Raw genomic sequence first — 23,039 nt, 5'->3', positions numbered from 1 at the left:
CCGGTGTTTCCGCAGAGGTTCTGCAGGGATATTCACGCGCTGCATGTCAGACCAAAAGATCATACTGTTGCGACGCGATGCCCGTTAGGCTCGGGGTTCCGATCCGCCGCCTCGCGAGGATGCTCATGGCGCAGTTGCCCCTGGAGAGTTACGACTACCTGATCGTCGGTGCCGGCCCGGCCGGTTGCCTGCTGGCCAATCGTCTGTCCGCAGATCCCTCCGTCAGCGTGTTGCTGATCGAGGCCGGCGGCCCGGACAACTACCCCTGGATCCACATCCCGGTCGGTTACCTCTACTGCATCGGCAACCCGCGTACCGACTGGTGCTACAGCACCGAGGCGGACCCCGGCCTGCACGGTCGTTCGCTGAAGTACCCGCGTGGCCGGGTGCTCGGCGGCAGCTCCTCGATCAACGGCATGATCTACATGCGCGGGCAGGCTGCCGACTATGACGGCTGGGCGGCGGCGGGCAACCCGGGCTGGGCCTGGCGCGACGTGCTGCCCCTGTTCAAGCGCTCGGAGAACCATTTCGCCGGAGCCAGCGAGCTGCACGGCGCTGATGGCGAGTGGCGGGTCGAGCGCCAGCGCCTGTCCTGGGAGATTCTCGAGGCCTTCCGCCACGCGGCGGCGCAGCGCGGCATCGCCAGCATCGACGACTTCAATGGCGGCGACAACGAAGGGTGCGGTTACTTCCAGGTCAATCAGCGACACGGCGTGCGCTGGAACGCCTCGAAAGCCTTCCTGCGCGATATCGGCCAGCGCCCCAATCTGCAGGTGCTGACCGGTGCCGAGGCCGAGCGCCTGGAGCTGGAGCAGGGCCGCGCCAGCGCCGTGCAGCTGCGCTGGCAGGGGCGGGCGCTGCGCATCGCCGCGCGCCGCGAAGTGCTTCTGTGCGCCGGCGCCATTGGCTCGCCGGCCTTGCTGCAGCGCTCGGGTATCGGCCCGCGACCGCTGCTGGAACGGCTGGGGATCGGTGTGCGCCACGAACTGCCAGGGGTGGGCGCGAACCTGCAGGACCACCTGCAACTGCGCCTGATCTACCGCATCGAGGGGGTGAAGACGCTGAACCGCATCGCCGCCACGCCCTGGGGCAAACTGGGCATGGGGCTGGAGTACCTGCTCAAGCGCAGCGGGCCGCTGTCGATGGCGCCCAGCCAGCTCGGCGCCTTCGCCAAATCCGACCCCGGCCAGGCGCGCGCCAACCTGCAATACCACGTGCAGCCGTTGTCGCTGGAGCGCTTTGGCGAGCCATTGCATGACTTCCCCGCGTTCACCGCGTCGGTCTGCAACCTGCGCCCGGAGAGCCGTGGCTGCGTCGAAATCCGCTCGGTGGACGCCAGTGTCGCGCCGGCGATCCGCCCCAATTACCTGAGTGACGAGCGCGATCTGCAGGTGGCCGCCGATGCGATTCGCCTGACCCGCGAGATTGCTGCGGCCCCGGCACTGGTCCCCTACCACCCGCAGGAATACAAGCCGGGGCCGGACTATCGCAGCGACGCGGACCTGCGGCAGGCGGCGGGGGAGATCGGCACCACCATCTTCCACCCTGTCGGCACCTGTGCGATGGGCCAGGGGCGCGACGCCGTGGTCGATGCGCGTCTGCGCGTGCACGGCGTTGCCGGGCTGCGCGTGGTCGATGCGTCGATCATGCCGAGCATCACCTCCGGCAACACCTGCTCGCCGGTACTGATGATCGCTGAGAAGGCCGCGCAGATGATCGCCGAGGATGCGCAGCACCCGGCGAGCGTCGTTGCGCCCCAGGCCGTCGCGCTCAGCTGAAGTCAGCCGCTGGCTGATGGAAGCGGGCGCAGTTGCGCCCCCCGTGCTTGGCCTGGTAGAGCGCCAGGTCGGCCAGTTGCAGGACATTGCCCAGGTTGTCGTGATCCTGTGGCCAGATCGCGCCGCCGACACTGCAGCCGATGTTGACCTCTCCCGCCTCCAGCGTGATGGGCATGCCGAGCGCGGCGATGGTGCGTTCGGCCACCAGCTGAGCATGACGCTGGGCGTCCTGCTCGGGCACCAGCAGCACCATCACGAACTCGTCGCCACCCAGGCGCGCGACCATGTCGCCCTCGCGCAGGCAGTGGCGCAGGCGCTGTGCGACTTCGGCCAGCAGTTGGTCGCCAGCCGCGTGGCCGTGGGTGTCGTTGATCGGTTTGAAACCGTCCAGGTCGAGGTACAGCAGGGCCAGGCAGCCCTGCAGCAGGCGGCTGCGCTGCTGTGCCAGGGGCAGGAATTTCTCCAGGGCGATGCGGTTGGGCAACCCGGTGAGCGCATCGTGGTGAGCCAGGCTTTCCATCACGCCGAGGGCCGTCTGCTGCTGGGTCAGGCTTTCCACCAGGTGGCGGATCGAATGGCTCAGCTGGCGTACTTCGCGGCTGCCCTGCAATTCGGGGATTTCCGTCGCCTCGCCGGCGCTGAGGCGATCCGCTGCGCTGGCGATGTCCTGCAGCGGGCGCGTGAAGTAGCCGCTGATCAGCCAGCCGAGAAAGGCGAAGATCAGCGCCAGTCCGCCACCGATGAACAGGACGTTGGTGCGCAGCTCATGGGCCGGGGCATAGGCCTGCTCCAGCGACTGGCGCGCGACCACCGTCCAGCCCAGGCCGGGGTAGTCCTGATAACCCTGGCTCAGGGTGAGGCCAGTCAGGTATTCCTTGCCATCGGGCCAGCGCTGAATCCTCCAGCGGCTCTGGCCAGGCTGCAGTTCGCCGAGAACGGGCAACTCCAGCTTCTGGCCGATCATGGCGCGCGGGCCGAGAAGGATGCTGTGATCCTGGCCGATCACGAAGAACTCGACCAGGTGGTGGTCCTGGCTCGGCGCCAGGATCGACCGGCGCACCTCGTCGGCCCAGGCCCAGGACAGGTGGCTGGCCAGCACGCCGACCAGATTGCCGTCGCTCCCATGAATCGGCAGGCTGATATCGACGAATTTCATCGCCTCGCCCGTCGGGTTGGGCAGCAGGTTGGCGAGCAGCACCGCGTCATGCACATCGCCGATGAACAGGCCGTCGCGGCCCTGGAGGTAGACGGGCCGCTGGGCGATGCTGACACCCTCGAGCACGCCGTTGCTGGAGGCCAGGACCAGGCCTTGCGGGTCGGTGAAGCCGATCCAGGACATGCTCGGCATTTCCTGCTGCAGGCTGTCCAGCAGGCGGCGTATCTCGCGCGAGTCGTTCGGCGCGAGCAGCGCCTGCTGGTTGCCAAGGAGGCGCAGTACGGAGGCCCGCGAGGCCATGTCGCGGTCGAGGCGACCGACCATGGCGAACGACACCTCCGCCAGGTCGCCGCCGACGTTCTGGCGAATCTGCTGGCTGCTGTGCTGGCTGATCAACGACCCCAGCAGGGCGCAGAGCAGGCTGACCAGAATGGCGATGAACAGGGCGATGTGGCTGCGCATGCTGTGTGATGGGAGCATGGGGTGGGGCTCGTCTGAGGTCGTCAGCTCAGTATATGCACCGTTGATCCAGAGAGTTGCGATTGACTGCCGATAGTGGGCTGCCAGCCTGGGCCGGCTCGGGTATAATCGCCGGCTTTTCCGTCCGATTTGCCGCGAGCGCCGACCACCATGGAAATCAATCCGATCCTCAACGCCATCAAGGACCTGTCCGAGCGAACCCAGTCGATTCGGGGGTATCTTTGACTACGATCACAAGCATGATCGCCTGGTCGAAGTAAACCGCGAGCTGGAAGACGCCAGCGTCTGGAACAAGCCCGAGTACGCGCAGAGCCTGGGCCGTGAGCGCGCCATGCTGGCGCAGATCGTCGAAACCATCGATGACCTCACCGGCAGCCTGGCCGACTCCAGGGACCTGCTGGAAATGGCCGCCGAAGAGAACGACGAAGGCGCGGTGAGCGATATCGCCGCCGAAGTCGAGCGCCTGCGCGAGATTCTCGAGAAGCTGGAATTCCGCCGCATGTTCAGCGGCGAGATGGACCCGAACAACTGCTACCTGGACATCCAGGCCGGCTCCGGCGGCACCGAGGCCCAGGACTGGGCCAACATCCTCCTGCGCATGTACCTGCGCTGGGCCGACAAGCGCGGCTTCAGTGCCGAGATCGTCGAGCTGTCCGAGGGTGAAGTCGCCGGTATCAAGGGCGCCACCGTGCACATCAAGGGCGAGTACGCCTTCGGCTGGCTGCGCACCGAGATCGGCGTGCACCGTCTGGTGCGCAAGAGCCCGTTCGACTCCGGCGCGCGCCGCCACACCTCGTTCTCGGCGGTGTTCGTCTCGCCGGAGATCGACGACAAGGTGGACATCGAGATCAACCCGTCCGACCTGCGCATCGACACCTACCGCTCCTCCGGGGCCGGTGGTCAGCACGTCAACACCACCGACTCGGCGGTGCGGATCACCCACGTGCCGACCAACACCGTGGTGGCCTGCCAGAACGAACGTTCGCAGCACGCCAACAAGGACACCGCCATGAAAATGCTGCGGGCCAAGTTGTACGAGCTGGAGATGCAGAAGCGCAACGCCGCTTCTCAGGCACTGGAAGACAGCAAGTCGGACATCGGCTGGGGTCACCAGATCCGCTCCTACGTGCTCGACGATTCGCGGATCAAGGACCTGCGTACCGGCGTCGAGCGTAGCGACTGCCAGAAGGTGCTCGATGGCGATCTCGACGGTTACCTCGAGGCCAGCCTCAAACAGGGCCTGTAAGCCTTACCCTGTAGGAGCCAGCTTGCTGGCGATGCTCTTCGGGAGCGTGATCTCCAGCAAGCTGGCTCCTACCAAACCCCATTTGATCTAGACGCCAGGCAGATAAAGCGACCATGAGCGACCAACAACTCGACCAGAACGAACTGCAACAGGAAGAAAACAAGCTGATTGCCCAGCGCAAGGAAAAGCTTGCTGCCGTCCGTGAGCAGGGCATTGCCTTCCCCAACGATTTCCGCCGCGACAGCCTGTGCGCCGAGCTGCAGAAACAGTACGAGGGCAAGAGCAAGGAAGAGTTGGAGGCCGCTGCCATCCCGGTGAAGATCGCCGGGCGCATCATGCTCAACCGTGGCGCCTTCATGGTGCTGCAGGACACTTCCGGTCGTCTGCAGGTCTACGTCGACCGCAAGGGCCTGCCGGCCGAGACCCTGGAAGCGATCAAGAGCTGGGACCTGGGCGACATCATCGCCGCCGAAGGCACCCTGGCGCGCTCCGGCAAGGGTGACCTGTACGTGCACATGACCGACGTGCGCCTGCTGACCAAGTCGCTGCGCCCGCTGCCGGACAAGCACCACGGCCTGACCGACACCGAGCAGCGCTACCGCCAGCGCTACGTCGACCTGATCGTCAACGAGGAAACCCGCCACACCTTCCGCGTGCGTTCGCAGGTGATCGCGCACATCCGTCGCTTCCTCAACGAGCGCGGCTTCCTCGAAGTCGAAACCCCGATGCTGCAGACCATTCCCGGTGGCGCCGCGGCCAAGCCGTTCGAGACCCATCACAACGCGCTGGACATGGCCATGTTCCTGCGTATCGCCCCGGAGCTGTACCTCAAGCGCCTTGTTGTTGGCGGCTTCGAGAAAGTGTTCGAGATCAACCGCAACTTCCGTAACGAGGGCGTGTCGACCCGGCACAACCCCGAGTTCACCATGCTCGAGTTCTACCAGGCCTACGCCGACTACCGCGACAACATGGACCTCACCGAGGAACTGTTCCGCGAGCTGGCCCTGGCCGTGCTGGGCAGCACCGACGTGCCGTACGGCGACAAGGTGTTCCACTTCGGCGAGCCGTTCGTGCGCCTGTCGGTGTACGACTCGATCCTCAAGTACAACCCGGACATCACCGAGGCCGACCTCAATGACGTCGACAAGGCCCGTGCCATCGCCAAGAAGGCCGGCGCCAAGGTGCTCGGCCACGAAGGCCTGGGCAAGCTGCAGGTGATGATTTTCGAGGAACTGGTGGAGAGCAAGCTGGAGCAGCCGCACTTCATCACCGAGTACCCGTTCGAGGTCTCGCCGCTGGCCCGTCGCAACGATGACAACCCCAGCGTCACCGACCGTTTCGAACTGTTCATCGGTGGCCGCGAGATCGCCAACGCCTACTCCGAGCTCAACGACGCCGAAGACCAGGCCGAACGCTTCCTCGCCCAGGTGGCCGAGAAGGACGCCGGCGACGACGAGGCCATGCACTACGATGCCGACTTCGTTCGCGCGCTGGAATACGGCATGCCGCCGACCGCCGGTGAGGGCATCGGCATCGACCGCCTGGTGATGCTGCTGACCAACTCGCCGTCGATTCGCGACGTCATCCTGTTCCCGCACATGCGCCCGCAGGCCTGATGTTCCAGCAAGAAGCCGCCCAAGGGCGGCTTCTTGCTATCTGTTTTCTGCCCGCGGTTCGTTGACGGTGCGACAGGCAGGCGCATCCGGCCTTTTGGTTGATCGGCGAACCCAGTACTCTGCCCCTCATAATCAGAACGTAGAGGTCTTCCCGCCGTGAGTCCTGTGCCTGCGTCCCCGAATGCCAGTCAGGCGGCCAGCGCCGTCGTCGAAAGTGTCCAGTATCAAGGACGCAAGGCCAGCCGCCAGGGCAGCGAGCAGCGGCGCCAGGCGATTCTCGACGCGGCCATGCGCATCATCGTGCGTGACGGCGTGCGCTCGGTGCGCCATCGCGCGGTGGCGGCCGAGGCTCAGGTGCCGCTGTCCGCCACGACCTACTACTTCAAGGACATCGATGACCTGATCACCGATACCTTCGCCCAGTTCGTCGAGCGCAGCGCCGCGCAGATGGCGGCATTCTGGGCCGGTACCCAGGGCGTGCTGCAGGAGCTGGTCGGGCGTCTCGACGGCAGCGAGCGGGCGCGCCGGCAACTGGCCGACGAGATCGCCGAGCTGGCGGTGCAGTACGTCCAGCGCCAGCTGCGTGATCGGCGTGACCACCTGATCGCCGAGCAGGCGTTCCAGCAGGAAGCCTTGCTCAACCCGCGTCTGAGCGACCTGGTGCGGGCGCATCGGCAGATTCTCCAGCAGGGCGTCACCCACTTCTTCGAGGTGCTCGGTTCGCGCCAGCCTGAGCAGGATGCCGTGCTGTTGACGGCCACCATCATGCGGATGGAGTATCAGGGCTTGCTGGACGGTGTCGAGCATCTGGACAGCCAAGGAATGCTGGCCATCCTTAAGCGCTACATGAACCTGGTTCTGGGGTTGTAAGTCCTCGATCTCGCGGTCGAGGGTTTTTCACAAGGAGAGCGAAATGAAAGCCTGGCGCGCACTGGTCGCCCTGTCCTTCCTGCTGTTGAGTGGCTGCCTGGTCACCTTCAAGGACCCGATTCCGGCCAACGAGGCGGCGCCCATGCCGCTGCTGGGCGAATGGAGCCGCGAGGACGAGTGGGGCGATCAGCTGTTCCTGGAGATCACCCGGGCCGGCTCCAACCTGTACGAGGCGCGCATCTACGAAGGCAGCCCGGACAACCTCGACAGTCTCGAGGAGTTCGGCTTCACCGTCGCCCACCACGGCCGCCGCTGGTACCTTTCGGCCGGTCTGCCGAAGAGCCTGGGCGCCAATTTCGCCATCGCCGGCTTCGAGCTGACCAGGGACAACGAGCTGGTGGTGTATAACCTCGACACCGACCGTATTCTTCAGGACATGGACAAGGGCCTGCTGGAAGGCCAGACGGTCTCCATGCCCGAAGCCGATGGTGCCTTGATCACCAGCCCGCTGGACCGGGTGTTCGCTTACCTCGACGATCCGGCCAATGCCGATCTGTTCGTCGAGATCGCGCGCTATCAGCGGGTTGCCGAGTAGGGAGTGCAATGAACAGCCAGCAGAAACTGGACGACTATCAACTCGGTATCCGCGCCCTGAGCGACCGCATCGTCGAGGCGCAGACACCGATCCGCGTACTCGACGCGGTGAAGTGGGACGACGGCATCCGCGACGGTTTCCTCAAGGCCAAGGGCAAGCAGCCGCCGGCCATCGATCGTGCCTATTACCTGGGCCGTCCGCTGGGCTTCGATGCCGCGGCCAAGCGCCTGGAGTTCCAGAACATCGAGCGTGACATCACCCGCCAGCTGGGTCAGTTCAGCCCGGTGGGGCAGATCATGCGGCGCATGTGTCGCGAGTACCGCATGGTCATCCGCATGCTCGAGGCGCGTGGCACCGAGGATTTCGGCCTGATCAGCCAGGAGCTCTATGGTTCGGCCTCCGATGCCTTCCACGCCGGCGATCCGACGCTGGCCGACCTCGGCCTGATGCTCTCCGACTACCTCAACAACATCGACGCCCGTGGCGACCTGGAAGACGAAGCCAAGACGCTGGGCGCTGGTGATGCGGTGAACATGCTGCAGCAGCGCCTGGCCGAGGTGTTCGGTGACGACACCGTGCGGGTGCTGGAGTCCGACGGGATTCTCGCCGACGCCGCCGCCGGCGCCGACTACATCAAGATCCGCAGCGATGCGCGCTTCAACGAGCGTGACGTCAAGGCGCTGGAGGTGCACGAAGGGCTGGTGCACGTAGGCACCACCCTCAACGGCCTGAACCAGCCGATCTGCACCTTCCTGGCCAAAGGGCCGCCCTCGTCGACGGTGACGCAGGAAGGCCTGGCGATTCTCATGGAGGTGATCGCCTTCGCCTCCTACCCGACCCGCCTGCGCAAGCTGACCAACCGCACCCGCGCCATTCACATGGCGGAGGAGGGCGCGGATTTCCTCCAGGTCTTCGAATTCTTCCGCGAGCAGGGCTACGGCCTGGAAGGCAGCTACAGCAACGCCAGCCGGGTGTTTCGTGGCTCCCTGCCGAGCGGCCTGCCGTTCACCAAGGACCTGTCCTACCTGAAGGGCTTCATCCTCATCTACAACTACATCCAGTTGGCGGTGCGCAAGGGCAAGCTGGAGCAGATCCCGCTGTTGTTCTGCGGCAAGACCACCCTGGAAGACATGCGCACCCTGCGCAAGCTGGTCGACGAGGGCCTGGTGCTGCCGCCCAAGTACCTGCCGCAGCAGTTCCAGGACATGAATGCACTGTCGGCCTGGATGTGCTTCTCCAACTTCCTCAATCACCTGAGCATGGACCGCATCGAAGCGGACTACGCCAACATCCTCTAGGCGCCGGACGGGCGCCGCATTTCTCTGTACAGGGAGTACAACATGGAACATTCGGTTTTCGAGCGGCAAGTGCAGCTCACGGATCGCACCATCAGTCCTGCGGTCTACAACCTGGTTATCGGCTTGACCCTGCTCTGGGGCTTCGCGGTCAACTGGTGGATGGTGGACGCGATCAGCGTCGAGTGGATACGCAGCATCAATATCTGGGTCTTCTTCGGCGGATACTTCGCGTCCTGCATGCTGGGCGTCTACCTGTTCTCCAGCTCCAGCAATCCCCTGGTGAGTTTCGTCGGCTACAACCTGGTCGTGGTGCCGTTCGGCCTGATCATCAACCTGGTCGTCAGCCGTTACGACGCGAACCTCGTTCAGCAGGCGATTCGTCTGACGGCCCTGGTCACCGTGGGCATGATGGCCCTGGGCACCTTGTTTCCCGCATTCTTCCAGCGCATTGCCTCAGCGCTGACGATCGCGCTGCTGCTGGTGATCGTCGTGGAACTGGTGGAAGTCCTGGTGTTCGGTATCCGTCATGGCATCCTCGACTGGATCGTGGTGCTGATCTTCTGCGGCTACATCGGCTACGACTGGGGCCGCGCCAATCAGATTCCCAAGACGCTGGACAACGCGATAGACAGTGCAGCCGCGCTGTACATGGACATCATCAACCTGTTCCTGCGCATTCTGCGAATCCTGGGACGCAAATGAAGGGTGCCGTGCCTGGCGGTTGTCCTGCGTCCGTCACCCGCCTTGATACGAACGATCCAGAGGTCCAGTAATGCCCAGCCATCAACTCGACTACGAAATCCTCGGCAGTTCCGCACAGTCGGTGGAGATCATCCTCGATCCGGGGGAAACGGTGATCGCCGAGGCCGGGGCGATGAACTACATGACCGAGGGCGTGCGCTTCGACACCCGCATGGGCGACGGCTCGTCCAGCGGCCTGCTGGGCAAGCTGTGGAGCGCCGGCAAGCGCATGCTCACCGGTGAGTCGCTGTTCATGACCCACTTCAGCAATGCCGGCAAGGGGCAGGCACGGGTCGCCTTCGCCGCTCCTTACCCCGGTACCGTGGTGCCGATCGAGCTGGCGCGGATCGGCGGCACGCTGATCTGCCAGAAGGACGCCTTTCTGTGCGCCGCCCATGGCACCCGCGTCGGCATCAGCTTTGCCAAGCGCATCGGCGCGGGCTTCTTCGGCGGCGAGGGCTTCATCCTGCAGAAACTCGAAGGTGATGGCCTGGCCTTCGTGCATGCGGGCGGCACGGTGATCCGCAAGGAGCTGAACAACGAAACCCTGCGTCTCGACACCGGCTGCCTGGTGGCCTTCAGCGACGGTATCGACTACGACATCGGCCTGGCCGGCGGCCTCAAGAGCATGCTGTTCGGTGGCGAGGGCATCCTCCTGACCACCCTCAAGGGTACGGGCAGCGTGTGGATCCAGAGCCTGCCGTTCTCGCGCCTGGCCGAGCGCGTCTACACGGCCACCGTGCAAGCCCGCGAGGAGGTTCGCGCGGGTGGCAAGTAGACTCGGGCGCTGGGCCCTGCTGCTGGTCAGCCTGTGGCTGGCCGGTTGCAGCGGGTTGCTGTTCTATCCCGAGCCGGGATTGCCGATCACGCCCGAGCGCGCCGGCCTGGCGTATCGCGACATCGAACTGCAGGCCGCCGATGGCACCCGCCTGCACGCCTGGTGGTTGCCGGCCAAGGCGGGCACGCCGGTCAAGGGCACGGTGCTGCATCTGCATGGCAACGGCGGCAACCTGGCCAGGCACCTGGGCGGCGTGCACTGGCTGCCGGAGCAGGGCTATCAGGTGCTGATGCTGGATTACCGTGGCTACGGGCTTTCCGCAGGCAAGCCCAGCCTGCCTGCGGTGTACCAGGATATCGACGCGGCGTTCGCCTGGCTCGAGCAGGCGCCAGAAGTCCAGGGCCGGCCCCTGTTCGTACTGGGGCAGAGCCTCGGCGGGGCGTTGGCCGTGCACTATCTGGCTGCGCACCCCGAGCGCCGGTCAGCCGTGCGGGCCATGGCCCTCGATGGCGTGCCGGCGAGCTATCGCGATGTCGCGCGCCATGCGCTGAGCACGTCCTGGCTGACCTGGCCACTGCAGGTGCCGCTGTCCTGGCTGGTGCCGGATGCCGACAGCGCCATTCATGGCATCGACAAGCTCGAGGGTTTGCCGCTGCTGATCTACCACAGTGTTGACGACACCATCGTGCCGCTTTCCAATGGCCGGCGTTTGTATCAAGCTGCGCGCCCGCCACGTGCTTTCCAGGCGACCCGCGGCGCGCACGTGCAAACCTTCGCCGAACCGGCCTGGCGCGAGTCGTTGCTGGCGTTCTTCGAGACGCCGCTGGCCACGCTCGAACGCCTGGACACGGCTACCGAATCCGCAACAGAGAGTCCGCAATGACCGAACGCAACCCCATCCCGCTGATCATCACCGCCATCGGCAGCATCGTCGGCACCGTCGCCGTGCTCTGGTACTACGGCTATGTGCACTTCGCCAAACCCGAAGATGCCCTGTTGCTGTCCGACTTCACCATGCTCAAGACCATCCCCGGCGAGGACTACAAGGTATCGCTGAAGCCGGCCAACCAGGTCGCGCAGTGCATCGACGGGGTGCTGGTGCTGTTCGATCTGGAGCAGAAGGGCCTGACCGGCGTGCTGGTGGACAACAAGAAGCAGGCCGTACGCTGCATGGGCGAGGAAACGCCCGCGCTGCAGCAGTAAGGGCTGGCAGAGCCCTGCGACAAGCGAACCCCGGAAAACAAGAAACCCGCCAACAGGCGGGTTTCTTCATGGCGCTCGGCGATCAGGTGTCGCTGGAGGAGCGGGGCGCGACCGGCTGGTTGTCGTTGGAGATGGTCACCTCCACACGGCGGTTCTGCGCACGGCCTGAGTCGCTGCCGTTGTCCGCGACGGGGTACTCCTTGCCGTAGCCCTGGGCGACGATGTGCGACGGTGCGACGCCGGCGCGGATCAGCGCGCGACGGACCGACTCGGCGCGTCGTTCCGACAGGCCCTGGTTGTAGCTGGCGGAGCCGACGCTGTCGGTGTAGCCCTCGACGATCACCTGGCGTTCCGGGTTCTTCTGAAGGAAGCGTGCCAGCTCGGTGACGTTGGGCAGGGCACTGCTCTTCAGCTCGGCCTTGTTGAAGTCGAACAGGACGTCACCGAAGGTCACCAGGGTGCCGCGTTCGGTCTGCTTGGCATCGAGGCTGTTCTGCAGCTTGCGAATCTGCGCGTCGCGAGCGTCCAGCAACGCCTGGGCGCGGCGTGCCGATGCGTTCTTCAGTTCGGCTTCGGCGCTGCGCAGGACGATGGTCTGCTTGGCCACCTCGACGCGCTGATTGGTCAGGTAGGCCAGCTGGTCGACCTTCTTCTCGTCTTCCTTCTCCATATAGGCCTTGTCGGCCTTGTTCAGCCATTCCTGGGCTTCCTTGGTTTCCAGCGCCGCGACCTTGTTGGCCTGCGGGTCGCTCTGCAGCGAAGAGAAATTGCTGCGGGCCGACTCGAGGTTGGCGTTGGGCTGGTGCGAGCAGGCGGCGAGGCCGACGCTCATGGCCAGGAGGGCGGGGATCATCACGTGTTTACGCATGGCGATTCATCCTTATATCTGTCAGCGAATGGGCGAGGTGCGGGTGCTCACTGAGCGTTGCGCATGCCTTCCTCGCGTAGTTCCTGAACACCCTGGCGGGCATCCTGCACAGCACGTTCGGCCTTGGCGGCCTGGGCCTTGCGCTCGGCGAGGCGAGCGTCCCATTCGGCCTGCTCGGCCAGGCGACGGGCTTTCTCGTACTCTTCCTCGTGCATGGCGAATTCGGCTTGCTTGAGCTTGTCCTGCGCGGCTTTCATTTCCACCGGGGCGAACTCGGTACCGCCGGCGCTGATCGCCGAGTTCACGGCGGACTCCGTGACGGCGTACTGCTCACTGGGCGGGTTGCCGGCGCAACCAGCGAGCACGAGGCTACTGCCCAGGACCAGGGCAGCCAGTTTGATTCCGCGCAGGCTGGTGTTTGGACGCTTCTCGGTATGGGTCTTCATGGCGGCTAACTCCATTTGAAACACTCCTATGAATGACGATATCCGTGACAAGTGGCGCATCGAAGAGCCGTCTCGCGGGAGGCTGGCGTGCCTCGATGACCTGAAATTGGGACCCGCGTGTTTTTTGAATGGTTCAGAAAAAATGACAGTTTGCTCACGATTCGCCTGATGCGGGGGCGTCATTTGGCCAGCTTTCAGCAGCGGTTTCGGGCGCCGGGGCGGCGCGCTGCAACCCCCGTCAGTACTGCGCGGAGGCCGTTTCTACTGGGTTGCTGAGGAAGGCTGTGCTGGCTTGACGTGGAACCGTGGATTTTTTTGCGCGGTGTCAGTTGAGGCGGCGTAATAGAAAGACGCCTCGAGGGATGCGAGATGACCGGCGAAGTGAGCGATATATCGAACGCTCAGGTGCCGTGGCGGGCCTGCGGGTTCTGCTCGTCCATCTCCGTGATCTCGCGCAGGTACTTGCGCGACAGCGCCAGGAAGCGCGGTGTCGGGCCGACGTCCTCGTAGAGCGGATCGCCCTGTTCGTCCAGGGCCACGACCTTGCTGCCGCGCACGTAGGGCAGGCTGGCTTCCAGTTCCTCCAGGGCCGCGCCGATCAGCTCGCCAAGCAGTTCTTCGCTGTGGTGTTTGGGGTACATCTCGGTGAGCGCGGCCAGGCGGGCGGCCGCTTCGACATCCAGGTGAATCTGGTAGCGGGTCGTCGTCAGGCGGCCCTGGGCATTCTGTTCCCAATGTTCTGCCAGCTCTCGGATTCTCATGCTGTCACTCCTCGCGAACGGGGCAGGCGACCCCTGTGTACAAGCCTAGACCCAGCGCTGTCGCGCGCCCTGCTGCGCGTCGCACCCTTGTAAGAAGTTGGCGCGCTGGGCACTCTGTTGACATCGGTCAGGAGAAGGAGTGCGACATGGCAGAAATCGATGCGCGTCTGCGTGAGGAAGTGCACCTGCTTGGCGAGCTGCTGGGCAAGACCATCAGCACCCAGCTGGGCGACGAGTTCCTCGACAAGATCGAACGCATTCGCAAGGGCGCCAAGGCCGGTCGTCGCGGAACCGCCACCGACACCGAACAGCTGGCCAGCACCCTCGGTCAGCTCGGTGACGATGAGCTGCTGCCGGTGGCGCGCGCCTTCAACCAGTTCCTCAACCTGGCCAATATCGCCGAGCAGCAGCACCGCGTGCGCCGGCGTCGTGCCGACGAGCCCGAACCCTTCGAGCTGCGCGTGCTCGACGAGCTGCTCGAACGTCTGCTCGCCAGCGGGCAGGGCGCGGAGGAGCTGGCGCGCCAGCTCGGCCGCCTGGACATCGAACTGGTGCTCACCGCCCACCCCACCGAGGTGGCGCGGCGCACCCTGATCCAGAAGTACGACGCCATCGCCGCGCAGCTGACGGCGCTGGATCACAGCGATCTGCTGCCGGCGGAGCGCCAGGCTATCGTCGAGCGCCTGCAGCGGCTGATCGCCGAGGCCTGGCATACCGAGGAGATTCGCCGCAGCCGCCCCAGCCCGGTGGATGAAGCCAAGTGGGGCTTCGCCGTGATCGAGCATTCGCTGTGGCAGGCGGTACCGCAGTTTCTGCGACGCGCCGACAACAGCCTGCGCGCCGCGACCGGCCTGCGCCTGCCGCTGGAGGCCGCGCCGGTTCGCTTCGCGTCCTGGATGGGCGGTGACCGCGACGGCAACCCCAATGTCACCGCGCGGGTAACGCGCGAGGTGCTGCTGCTGGCGCGCTGGATGGCCGCTGACCTGTACCTGCGCGATATCGACCAGCTGGCCGCCGAGTTGTCCATGCAGCAGGCCAGCGCCGAGCTGCGTGCTCAGGTCGGCGACAGCGCCGAGCCGTATCGCGCGTTGCTCAAGCAGTTGCGCGAGCGCCTGCGCGAGACACGCCGCTGGGCGCAGCAGGCGCTCGACGCCGACATCGCGCCGAACAGCGCAGTGCTGCGCGACAATCATGATCTGCTGGCGCCGCTGCAACTGTGCTACCAGTCGCTGCATGCCTGTGGCATGGGCGTGATCGCCGACGGACCGTTGCTCGATTGCCTGCGCCGGGCGGCGACCTTCGGCCTGTTCCTGGTGCGCCTGGACGTGCGCCAGGATGCCGCGCGCCACGCTGCGGCGCTATCGGAGATCACCGACTACCTGGGGCTGGGCAAGTACGCCGAATGGGACGAGGAGGCGCGCCTGGCGTTCCTCCAGCGCGAGCTGGAAAACCGCCGGCCGTTGCTGCCCGTCGACTATCGCCCGGCGGCGGACACCGCCGAGGTGCTCGCCACCTGCCGCGAGGTGGCGGCCGCACCGGCGGCATCGCTGGGCTCCTACGTGATCTCCATGGCCGGTGCGGCTTCCGATGTCCTCGCCGTGCAGTTGCTGCTCAAGGAGGCCGGGTTGCGCCGGCCGATGCGTGTGGTGCCACTTTTCGAAACCCTGGCCGACCTCGATCACGCCGGCCCGGCGATCGACCGCCTGCTGGGCCTGCCAGGCTACCGGGCGCGCCTGCACGGGCCGCAGGAGGTGATGATCGGCTATTCCGACTCGGCCAAGGATGCCGGTACTACCGCGGCGGCCTGGGCGCAGTACCGCGCCCAGGAAGAACTGGTGCGCCTGTGCCAGGCGCATCAGGTCGAGTTGCTGCTGTTCCATGGTCGCGGTGGCACCGTGGGTCGTGGCGGTGGCCCTGCGCATGCGGCGATCCTGTCGCAACCGCCGGGCTCGGTGGCCGGGCGTTTCCGCACCACCGAACAGGGCGAGATGATTCGTTTCAAGTTCGGCCTGCCGGACATCGCCGAGCAGAACCTCAACCTTTACCTGGCGGCGGTGCTGGAAGCCACGCTGCTGCCGCCGCCGGCGCCCGAGCCCAGCTGGCGGGCGATGATGGAGCGTCTCGCCAGTGCCGGTGTGCAGGCTTACCGTGGTGTGGTGCGCGAGCACCCGCAGTTCGTCGAGTACTTCCGCCAGGCCACGCCGGAGCAGGAGCTGGGCCGGTTGCCGCTGGGCAGCCGGCCGGCCAAGCGGCGCGCGGGCGGCGTGGAGAGCCTGCGGGCGATTCCGTGGATCTTCGCCTGGACCCAGACGCGCCTGATGCTGCCGGCCTGGCTGGGCTGGGAGCAGGCGCTGGGGCAGGCCCTGGCGGGGGGCGATGGCGAGCTGCTCAAGCACATGCGCGAGCACTGGCCGTTCTTCCGCACGCGCATCGACATGCTGGAGATGGTCCTGAGCAAGGCCGACGCCAGCATCGCGGCACTGTACGACGAGCGGCTGGTCGAGCCGGCCTTGCAGCCGCTGGGTGGGCAATTACGCGACCTATTGTCGCAGGCGTGCTCCGCCGTGCTGGAACTGACCGGCCAGTCTCGCCTGCTCGCGCACAGTCCCGAGACGCTGGAGTCGATCAGCGTGCGCAATACCTATCTCGATCCGCTGCACCTGTTGCAGGCCGAGTTGCTGGCCCGCTGCCGGCTCCGCGAGCAGGCGCCGGAGAGCCCTCTCGAGCAGGCGTTGCTGGTCAGCGTGGCGGGTATCGCGGCGGGTCTGCGCAACACCGGCTGAGGCCGTCGCAGGGGCATGAGGCGCGTGTCGCGCCGCCCCTGCCGGCTGTCGGCACTGCATCGGGCGGAGGGTTTTTATCCGACTTTAGGCGGCTTGTGCGCCTGGGGAGTGCTGTGTATCTTGAGCAGCCTTTTGGCCGCTACAGCTGCCGCACACCATTCAAGAGATTGGCCCCACGAGGCGAGTCCGACCGATTACTAGATAAATCTTGAGGAGCACATCGATGCGCGTGATTCTGCTGGGGGCGCCCGGTGCCGGCAAAGGTACCCAGGCTCGCTACATCACCGAGAAGTTCGGTATTCCGCAAATCTCCACTGGCGACATGCTGCGTGCTGCGGTCAAGGCCGGCACCGAGCTCGGCCTGAAGGCCAAGAGTGTGATGGACGCCGGCGGTCTGGTCTCCGACGACCTGATCATCAACCTGGTCAAGGAGCGCATCGCTCAGGCCGATTGCGCCAACGGCTTCCTGTTCGACGGCTTCCCGCGCACCATTCCGCAGGCCGAAGCCCTGCGTGATGCCGGCGTAGCGCTGGACCACGTGGTGGAAATCGCTGTGGACGACGAGGAAATCGTCAAGCGTCTGTCCGGTCGTCGCGTACACCCGGCTTCCGGCCGCGTCTACCACACCGAATACAACCCGCCGAAAGAGGCCGGCAAGGACGACCTCACCGGTGAGGAGCTGGTGCAGCGCGAAGACGACAAGGAAGAGACCGTGCGTCATCGCCTGTCCGTCTACCATTCGCAGACCAAGCCGCTGGTGGACTTCTACCAGAACCTCTCTGCCGAGACCGGCACGCCGAAGTACACCCACATTCCGGGTGTCGGCAGCGTCGAGCAGATCACCGCGAAGACCCTGGCCGCGCTGGACTGAGTCCACCCCGCCAGTCGTCCTCCTGCCAAGGCCCCGAAAGGGGCCTTGGTCGTTTCTGCAACATGGTATGTTCGGGTCGCTCTCAAGCATGGCCCGCACTACAGGGCCGACTAGTATCGACCGTGCAAGCCTCGGGCGGGCGCCTGGGGCGTGTCGACAGGTGAACCAATAAGGAAGAGGGTATTCAATGACCGATAAACGTATCTGGCTGGGCCTTGCCGCATCGCTGCTGGCCGCTCCGCTGGCATTCGCCGATTCCGCAGCACCGAGCAAGACCGAATGTTCCGTTGCCGAGTTCCGCATGGGCCTGCGCTTCCAGCAGCAGTCGGCGGAAATCCAGGCGCTGCAGTTGCAGGCCTACAACATCGCCACGGAGAAACTCGACAAGGCCGTGGCTGCTGCGAAAGACCCCGCCAAGCTGGCCATCGTCACCGACCTCGACGAAACGGTGATCGACAACAGCGCGCTGCTGGCGCGGGACCTGGCCAACTGTCATCAGTACGACGCCTGGGACACCTGGCTGCCCTGGGAGCGTGACGGCACACCGGCGCTGATCCCTGGCGCGAAGAAATTCCTCGAACACGCCGACAAGCTCGGGGTGACCATTCGCTACGTGTCCGACCGCTCCGAGGAGCAGAAGAAGTACACCCTGGCCACCCTGAGCAAGCTGGGGCTGCCGCAGGTCTCGGCGGACAGCGTGCTGCTGCTGGGGCCGCCCAAGGTCGAGCGTCGCGCCATCGTCAGCGCCGATCACCAGATCGTGCTGCTGCTCGGCGATACCCTGCATGACTTCGATGCCCGTTTCCGCAAGACCCCGCTCGATGCGCAACGCAAGACCGTCGCCGAAGAGGCGGGCAAGTGGGGCACCGAGTGGATCGTCTTCCCCAACGCCGGTTACGGCACCTGGTCCAAGGCGCCGCTCCAGGGGTGGGACGCCGAGACAGTCATCGAGCCCTGGTAAGGCTCCCGTCGGTCGCCCGGCGCAGGCCGGGCACCGTCATGAAACTGGAAAAAAAATCCTCGAGCCGGTCTAATGCCGGCTCTTTTTCTTCAGCCGTCCGAACCCAATGACCACTCTCCTGGCCCTGGATACCGCCACCGAAGCCTGTTCCGTCGCGCTGCTGCACGACGGTCGCGTGCTCAGCCACTACGAAGTCGCTCCGCGCCTGCATGCCCAGCGCCTGCTGCCGATGATCCAGCAACTGCTGGGAGACGCCGGCATCAGCGCCGCGGCACTGGATGCCATTGCCTTCGGTCGTGGCCCCGGCGCCTTCACCGGCGTGCGTATCGCCATCGGCGTGGTGCAGGGGCTGGCCTTCGCGCTCGAGCGCCCGGTCGTACCGGTGTCCAACCTGGCCGTGCTGGCTCAGCGCGCCCTGCGTGAGCGTGGGGTGACACAGGTCGCGGCGGCCATCGATGCGCGGATGGACGAGGTCTACTGGGGCTGCTACCAGGCGCAGGAAGGCGAGATGCGTCTGCTTGGCCAGGAAGCCGTGCTACCGCCGGAGCAGGCCGAGGCGCCGCGTGGCAGCGCTGGCGAGTGGTTCGGCGCCGGCACCGGCTGGGGCACCTTCGCCGCGCGCATCGCGCTGCAACCGAGTGGCATGGATGGCAGCCTGTTGCCGCATGCCGAGGACCTGCTCGCGCTGGCCCGCTTTGCCTGGAGTCGTGGCGAGGCGCTGCCTGCCGATCAGGCGCAGCCGGTGTACCTGCGCGACCAGGTCGCCACACCCAAGGCGCCGCCGGCGTGACAGCCGGTCGGATGCGCGGCGTCGACGGGCGGATGGTATTTGCCAAGGTCGATACACGCCGCTACATTGCCAACACAATGCCTTGTTCAGCCGAGCCTACCGAGCAGTCCTAGATGCGGATCGACGGTTACCTACCTTCCTACTCGCCAGATCGCGGCCCCCGTTCGGGGACTGCGGTCACGCCCTATCGCGAGGCGCAGCGGGAAGTCGAGGCTCAGCGCGAGCAGCCGGCTGCTCCGGCCAGCAGCCAGGGGCTGGAGCAGACCCCGCAGATTCGCCGGGTCCAGGCCAGCAGCAGCAACGGCGACAGCTTGCCCGTGCGCTCCCAGGACCTGGGTTATCAACAACCTGCGCTGAGTGGTCGTGCCGCTCAGGCGCTGGCCAGCTACAGCACCACCGCCGCCTACGCGAGCGAGTCCGATGCGCAGGAAGTACTCGGTCTCGACCTCTACGCGTAACTCCGTTTCACCGCGTTTCCGCGCCTCTGCCAGGTGGCTTGCATCGACTGATGACTGCTGCGCTTCCTTACTACCTCGGTTGCCCGTCCTGGAGCGAAGCGTCCTGGCGCGCCACGCTCTATCCTGACGACACGCGGCCGGCCGAGTTTCTCGCGCGCTATGTCCAGGTGTTCAATGCGGTGGAGGGCAATACCACCTTCTATGCCCGGCCCAGTGAGCAGACGGTGGCGCGTTGGGCGCAGCAGATGCCGGAGCATTTCCGCTTCTGTGCCAAGCTGCCGCGAGAGATCAGCCACAGCGACGACCTCTGCCAGCAGCTGGATGAGGTGGCGCAGTTTCGCCAATTGCTGGCGCCGCTCGGCGCACGGGTGCAGCCCTACTGGCTGCAGCTGCCAGCCAGCTTTGCTCCTTCGCGACTGGCGGAGCTGGCGTCGTTCATCGAGCACTGGGGGGACCTGCCGCTGGCGATCGAGGTGCGTCACCCGGAGTTCTTCGCCAAGGGCGATGCCGAACGGCTGCTCAATCGCCTGCTGCACGAGCGTGGCATCGAGCGCGTCTGCCTGGATTCGCGTGCGCTGTTCAGCTGTGAGTCGCAGGCGCCTGCGGTGTTGCATGCCCAGGCCAAGAAGCCGCGCCTGCCCACTCGACCGACGGCCTTCAGCCAGAGCCCGCAGCTGCGTTTCATCGGCCACCCCGAGCTGCTGGCCAATGATCCTTTCATGACTCCCTGGCTGGACAAGGTCGCCGGCTGGATCGAACAGGGGCTGCGCCCCTACGTGTTCGCGCATACGTCGGACAACCGCCTGGCCCCCGAACTGGCCCGGCGTTTCCACCAGCAGTTGATGCAGCGCCTGCCCGGGTTGCCCGAACTGCCGGTGTTGCAGGTGGAGCCGGAGCTGGAACAGCTCGGCCTGCTCTGACGGAGAATGTCGATGCTGATACGCAAGGTTGGCTGGCTGTCGCTCGTGTTCGTGCTGCTGGGCGCGGCGCTGCTGCTTGCCCTGTGGCGCGGCTGGCTGGATGTCGCGCCGCGTTTCAACCCCTGGGCACCGCTGGATGTGCGGGACGCGCCGAACCTGCTGACCGCTTTCAAGGTCTGGCGTCTGAGTGAGGATCGCGCGCTGTGCGATCTGGCCCTGGCGACCGCCGACCTGCGTTTCACCCGCCTGCCTGACAGCACGCCGCAACCCGGTTGTCCGCTACGCAATGCCGTGCGCGTCCAGGGCGGCCGCGTCGGCCTGAGCAGCAGCTTCATGGCCACCTGTCCGCTGGCGGTGAGCTTCGCGCTGTTCGAGCGCCATGGTCTGCAGCCAGCGGCGCAACGCGTGTTCGGCCAGCCGGTAAGCCGTGTCGAGCATGTCGGCAGCTTCGCCTGTCGCAGCATCGCCGGCAGCCAGCGACCGAGCCAGCATTCCTATGCCAATGCCCTGGACCTGGTCGGTTTTCGTCTGCGCGATGGCCGGCGCATCAGTGTGCTGCACGACTGGTCGGGGGAGGGCGACAACGCGCGTTTCCTGCGCCTGGTACAGGACGCCGCCTGCGAGCGCTTCAACATCACCCTGGGGCCGGACTACAACGCGGCGCACCGTGACCACTTCCACCTGGACATGGGCATGTGGCGGATGTGCCGCTAGGGCGTCGCGTCTGGCTGCTGCAGGGCTGGGTCTACACCGTTAGCGCTTGGCCAGCAGCAGGTCGGCCGCCTGCCCGTTGCGTCCGTCGCTGAACTCGAACCGTCCCAGCTGGGCGATCTGGTCGTAGGCACCCAGGGCGATGCTGACGTCGCGCGCCTGCAGGTCGATGGCGCTGACGCCCGCTTCGTCGAGTGTCTGCAGGTGCTGGCGGCCCTGGGCGTCGAAGCGCAGCAGGCGCAACTGGTCGAACACGGCATCGGCCGCGTCGATACGGCCATCGCCGTTATCGTCGAAGCGCGCCAGCTCGGCGAAACCGTTGGCGGCGCCATGCTGGTCGCCGAACAGTTCGCGGCCGTCGTCGATGCGGCCATTGCCGTTGCGATCCAGCGCCAGCAGCGCATCGTCGCCGCTGGGCATGCTGACCGAGTCCGTGCGGCCATCGGCATCCAGGTCGAAGCGTGTCGGGCGGAGCAGGCCACTGGTGGAGAAGCCGTTGCCGGCCAGGTCCAGCACCAGGGGATCGACCTGCTGAGGCGTCTGTTCGAGCGTGACGTCGAGTTCCAGCGAGCGCTGGTCGACCACCGCCTGGCTGACGGAGGCGGCGCTGGCGGATACCGCCGGCGGCTCGACGGTGTCGTTCAGCTCGCGGGCGATCTCGCCGGGCTTCTGTTTGTCCTCGATGCCCAGGGTACGGCGCAGAATCTGGTAATCGAGGGATTCGCGCGCCGCCTTGTCCAGGTCATCGTCGTGCGGGCGTGGGCTCGCCGGACTGCTGAGCGGGCGTGGAGCGGATAGAGCGTCGAACATGATCACACTCGATGCGGCTGTCGGCGGCCGGGTCTGGCAGAATGCCGCTTCTTCGCTATCGGCCTGCGGGTCGAAGACTTGAGTGATTTCTGAGCAGACAGAACCAATGACCGACGAGCGGCACAACGCCAGTATCCACATGCAAGCCTTGCATCCCCAGTACGCCGAAGCGGCCGCCCGGTGGGCCGCGCGCCTTGGCCTGGCGCAGCAGGGGGACACCGAGTTCGCCCTGCAGCTTGGCGATGACGGGCTGCAGCTGGTCGAGCTGGGCGACAAGGCGCCCGGGCCGGTGCGGGTGGACTTCGTCGAGGGGGCGGCGGCGCATCGGCGCCAGTTCGGGGGTGGCAGCGGGCAGATGATCGCCAAGGCGGTGGGCGTGCAGTCGGGAATTCGCCCGCGAATCCTCGATGCAACCGCTGGCCTGGGGCGCGACGCCTTCGTGCTGGCCAGCCTGGGCTGCGAGATGACGCTGATCGAGCGTCAGCCGCTGGTCGCCGCGTTGCTGGAAGACGGCCTGCAGCGCGCCGCGCTGAATCTGGATGTCGCCCCTATCGCCGCGCGGATGCGCCTGCTCAACGGCAATGCCATCGAGCTGATGCAGCACTGGCAGGGCGAGGCCCCGCAGGTGATCTACCTCGACCCGATGTTCCCGCATCGCGACAAGAGCGCGCTGGTGAAGAAGGAGATGCGGCTGTTCCGCCCCTTCGTCGGCGACGACCTGGACGCACCGGCGTTGCTGCAGGCGGCGCTGGCGCTGGCCAGTCACCGGGTGGTGGTCAAGCGACCGCGCAAGGCGCCAGCGATCGAGGGCAGCAAGCCCGGCTACGTGCTCGAGGGCAAGTCCAGCCGCTACGACATCTACCCGAAGAAGAAGCTGGAAGCCTGAGCCCCGGACCTGT

The 23,039-nt window shown here is 66.0% G+C and carries 23 protein-coding genes; 18 read left to right on the top strand and 5 right to left on the bottom strand.

What is annotated here, in order from left to right; all coding sequences use genetic code 11:
* The first annotated feature begins 125 nt into the window (after nucleotides 1-125).
* Nucleotides 126-1,778, top strand: coding sequence for a GMC family oxidoreductase (locus tag FIV02_RS17970; protein ID WP_371923182.1), 1,653 nt, complete (start codon nucleotides 126-128; stop codon nucleotides 1,776-1,778).
* On the opposite strand, the gene FIV02_RS17965 is transcribed toward FIV02_RS17970, so the two are convergent.
* On the bottom strand, nucleotides 1,771-3,414 hold the full coding sequence (locus FIV02_RS17965; RefSeq protein ID WP_152489390.1) for a diguanylate cyclase domain-containing protein: 1,644 nt from the start codon (nucleotides 3,412-3,414) through the stop codon (nucleotides 1,771-1,773). The two genes, FIV02_RS17970 and FIV02_RS17965, sit on opposite strands and share 8 nt — an antisense overlap.
* Nucleotides 3,415-3,564: 150 nt before the next feature.
* Between FIV02_RS17965 and prfB the strand changes: the two genes are divergently transcribed.
* From prfB to FIV02_RS17920, 9 genes are all read left to right on the top strand, one after another.
* Nucleotides 3,565-4,660 (top strand): peptide chain release factor 2 gene (prfB, locus tag FIV02_RS17960; protein ID WP_134677070.1). Its coding sequence is split into 2 segments (ribosomal slippage): nucleotides 3,565-3,636 and nucleotides 3,638-4,660, totalling 1,095 coding nucleotides; the frame shifts between segments, so codons are not numbered across the junction.
* 113 nt (nucleotides 4,661-4,773) lie between these two features.
* On the top strand, nucleotides 4,774-6,276 hold the full coding sequence (lysS, locus tag FIV02_RS17955) for a lysine--tRNA ligase (protein WP_152489389.1): 1,503 nt from the start codon (nucleotides 4,774-4,776) through the stop codon (nucleotides 6,274-6,276).
* A gap of 156 nt (nucleotides 6,277-6,432) precedes the next feature.
* Entirely contained in the window at nucleotides 6,433-7,146 is a 714-nt protein-coding gene (locus tag FIV02_RS17950) for a TetR/AcrR family transcriptional regulator (RefSeq protein ID WP_037049378.1), read from the top strand.
* A 43-nt stretch (nucleotides 7,147-7,189) separates the two neighbouring features.
* Nucleotides 7,190-7,741: a hypothetical protein gene (locus FIV02_RS17945; RefSeq protein ID WP_047588421.1), complete on the top strand. Its 552-nt coding sequence runs from the start codon at nucleotides 7,190-7,192 to the stop codon at nucleotides 7,739-7,741.
* A gap of 8 nt (nucleotides 7,742-7,749) precedes the next feature.
* Nucleotides 7,750-9,039, top strand: a complete 1,290-nt coding sequence (locus FIV02_RS17940; RefSeq protein WP_037049374.1) for a flavohemoglobin expression-modulating QEGLA motif protein — start codon at nucleotides 7,750-7,752, stop codon at nucleotides 9,037-9,039.
* 42 nt (nucleotides 9,040-9,081) lie between these two features.
* On the top strand, nucleotides 9,082-9,741 hold the full coding sequence (locus FIV02_RS17935) for a Bax inhibitor-1 family protein (RefSeq protein ID WP_047588423.1): 660 nt from the start codon (nucleotides 9,082-9,084) through the stop codon (nucleotides 9,739-9,741).
* A gap of 70 nt (nucleotides 9,742-9,811) precedes the next feature.
* Nucleotides 9,812-10,558 (top strand): TIGR00266 family protein, encoded by a 747-nt coding sequence (locus FIV02_RS17930; RefSeq protein WP_037049368.1) that lies wholly within the window; start codon nucleotides 9,812-9,814, stop codon nucleotides 10,556-10,558.
* Nucleotides 10,559-10,577: 19 nt separating this feature from the next.
* The gene (locus tag FIV02_RS17925) at nucleotides 10,578-11,441 is read left to right on the top strand and encodes an alpha/beta hydrolase (protein ID WP_152490139.1); all 864 of its coding nucleotides are present in this window, start codon (nucleotides 10,578-10,580) and stop codon (nucleotides 11,439-11,441) included.
* Entirely contained in the window at nucleotides 11,438-11,761 is a 324-nt protein-coding gene (locus tag FIV02_RS17920; protein ID WP_037049362.1) for a hypothetical protein, read from the top strand. The genes FIV02_RS17925 and FIV02_RS17920 overlap by 4 nt, the downstream gene beginning before the upstream one ends.
* 82 nt (nucleotides 11,762-11,843) lie before the next feature.
* On the opposite strand, the gene FIV02_RS17915 is transcribed toward FIV02_RS17920, so the two are convergent.
* The 3 genes from FIV02_RS17915 to FIV02_RS17905 all read right to left on the bottom strand — a co-directional run bounded on the left by FIV02_RS17915 (nucleotide 11,844) and on the right by FIV02_RS17905 (nucleotide 13,836).
* Nucleotides 11,844-12,629 (bottom strand): OmpA family protein, encoded by a 786-nt coding sequence (locus FIV02_RS17915; RefSeq protein WP_152489388.1) that lies wholly within the window; start codon nucleotides 12,627-12,629, stop codon nucleotides 11,844-11,846.
* 47 nt (nucleotides 12,630-12,676) lie between these two features.
* Complete coding sequence (locus FIV02_RS17910; RefSeq protein WP_134677073.1) at nucleotides 12,677-13,090, bottom strand: DUF4398 domain-containing protein; 414 nt, start codon at nucleotides 13,088-13,090, stop codon at nucleotides 12,677-12,679.
* A 386-nt stretch (nucleotides 13,091-13,476) separates the two neighbouring features.
* Nucleotides 13,477-13,836, bottom strand: a complete 360-nt coding sequence (locus FIV02_RS17905) for a hypothetical protein (protein WP_037049353.1) — start codon at nucleotides 13,834-13,836, stop codon at nucleotides 13,477-13,479.
* 146 nt (nucleotides 13,837-13,982) lie between these two features.
* Between FIV02_RS17905 and ppc the strand changes: the two genes are divergently transcribed.
* The 7 genes from ppc (at nucleotide 13,983) to FIV02_RS17870 (ending at nucleotide 21,333) form a co-directional block, all read left to right on the top strand.
* The gene (gene ppc, locus FIV02_RS17900; protein ID WP_152489387.1) at nucleotides 13,983-16,619 is read left to right on the top strand and encodes a phosphoenolpyruvate carboxylase; all 2,637 of its coding nucleotides are present in this window, start codon (nucleotides 13,983-13,985) and stop codon (nucleotides 16,617-16,619) included.
* A 223-nt stretch (nucleotides 16,620-16,842) separates the two neighbouring features.
* Nucleotides 16,843-17,490 carry an adenylate kinase gene (gene adk, locus FIV02_RS17895; RefSeq protein WP_047588432.1) on the top strand — a complete coding sequence of 216 codons (648 nt, stop codon included), beginning with the start codon at nucleotides 16,843-16,845 and terminating at the stop codon, nucleotides 17,488-17,490.
* Between the two features lie 187 nt (nucleotides 17,491-17,677).
* Nucleotides 17,678-18,451, top strand: a complete 774-nt coding sequence (locus tag FIV02_RS17890) for a 5'-nucleotidase, lipoprotein e(P4) family (protein ID WP_152489386.1) — start codon at nucleotides 17,678-17,680, stop codon at nucleotides 18,449-18,451.
* A gap of 106 nt (nucleotides 18,452-18,557) precedes the next feature.
* A complete protein-coding gene (tsaB, locus tag FIV02_RS17885) occupies nucleotides 18,558-19,241 on the top strand; it encodes a tRNA (adenosine(37)-N6)-threonylcarbamoyltransferase complex dimerization subunit type 1 TsaB (protein ID WP_037049346.1) in 684 nt (227 codons plus the stop codon).
* 113 nt (nucleotides 19,242-19,354) lie between these two features.
* On the top strand, nucleotides 19,355-19,699 hold the full coding sequence (locus FIV02_RS17880) for a hypothetical protein (RefSeq protein WP_152489385.1): 345 nt from the start codon (nucleotides 19,355-19,357) through the stop codon (nucleotides 19,697-19,699).
* A gap of 50 nt (nucleotides 19,700-19,749) precedes the next feature.
* Complete coding sequence (locus tag FIV02_RS17875) at nucleotides 19,750-20,619, top strand: DUF72 domain-containing protein (protein WP_152489384.1); 870 nt, start codon at nucleotides 19,750-19,752, stop codon at nucleotides 20,617-20,619.
* A gap of 12 nt (nucleotides 20,620-20,631) precedes the next feature.
* Nucleotides 20,632-21,333, top strand: coding sequence for an extensin family protein (locus FIV02_RS17870; protein WP_152489383.1), 702 nt, complete (start codon nucleotides 20,632-20,634; stop codon nucleotides 21,331-21,333).
* Between the two features lie 39 nt (nucleotides 21,334-21,372).
* On the opposite strand, the gene FIV02_RS17865 is transcribed toward FIV02_RS17870, so the two are convergent.
* On the bottom strand, nucleotides 21,373-22,140 hold the full coding sequence (locus FIV02_RS17865; protein ID WP_244229981.1) for a hypothetical protein: 768 nt from the start codon (nucleotides 22,138-22,140) through the stop codon (nucleotides 21,373-21,375).
* Between the two features lie 106 nt (nucleotides 22,141-22,246).
* Between FIV02_RS17865 and FIV02_RS17860 the strand changes: the two genes are divergently transcribed.
* Nucleotides 22,247-23,026 (top strand): class I SAM-dependent methyltransferase, encoded by a 780-nt coding sequence (locus FIV02_RS17860; protein WP_047588464.1) that lies wholly within the window; start codon nucleotides 22,247-22,249, stop codon nucleotides 23,024-23,026.
* Nucleotides 23,027-23,039: the final 13 nt, after the last annotated feature.

This window comes from Pseudomonas sp. THAF187a (genome assembly GCF_009363395.1).
Lineage (GTDB): Bacteria > Pseudomonadota > Gammaproteobacteria > Pseudomonadales > Pseudomonadaceae > Aquipseudomonas > Aquipseudomonas khazarica.
This window is presented reverse-complemented; position numbering and strand designations above follow the sequence as displayed.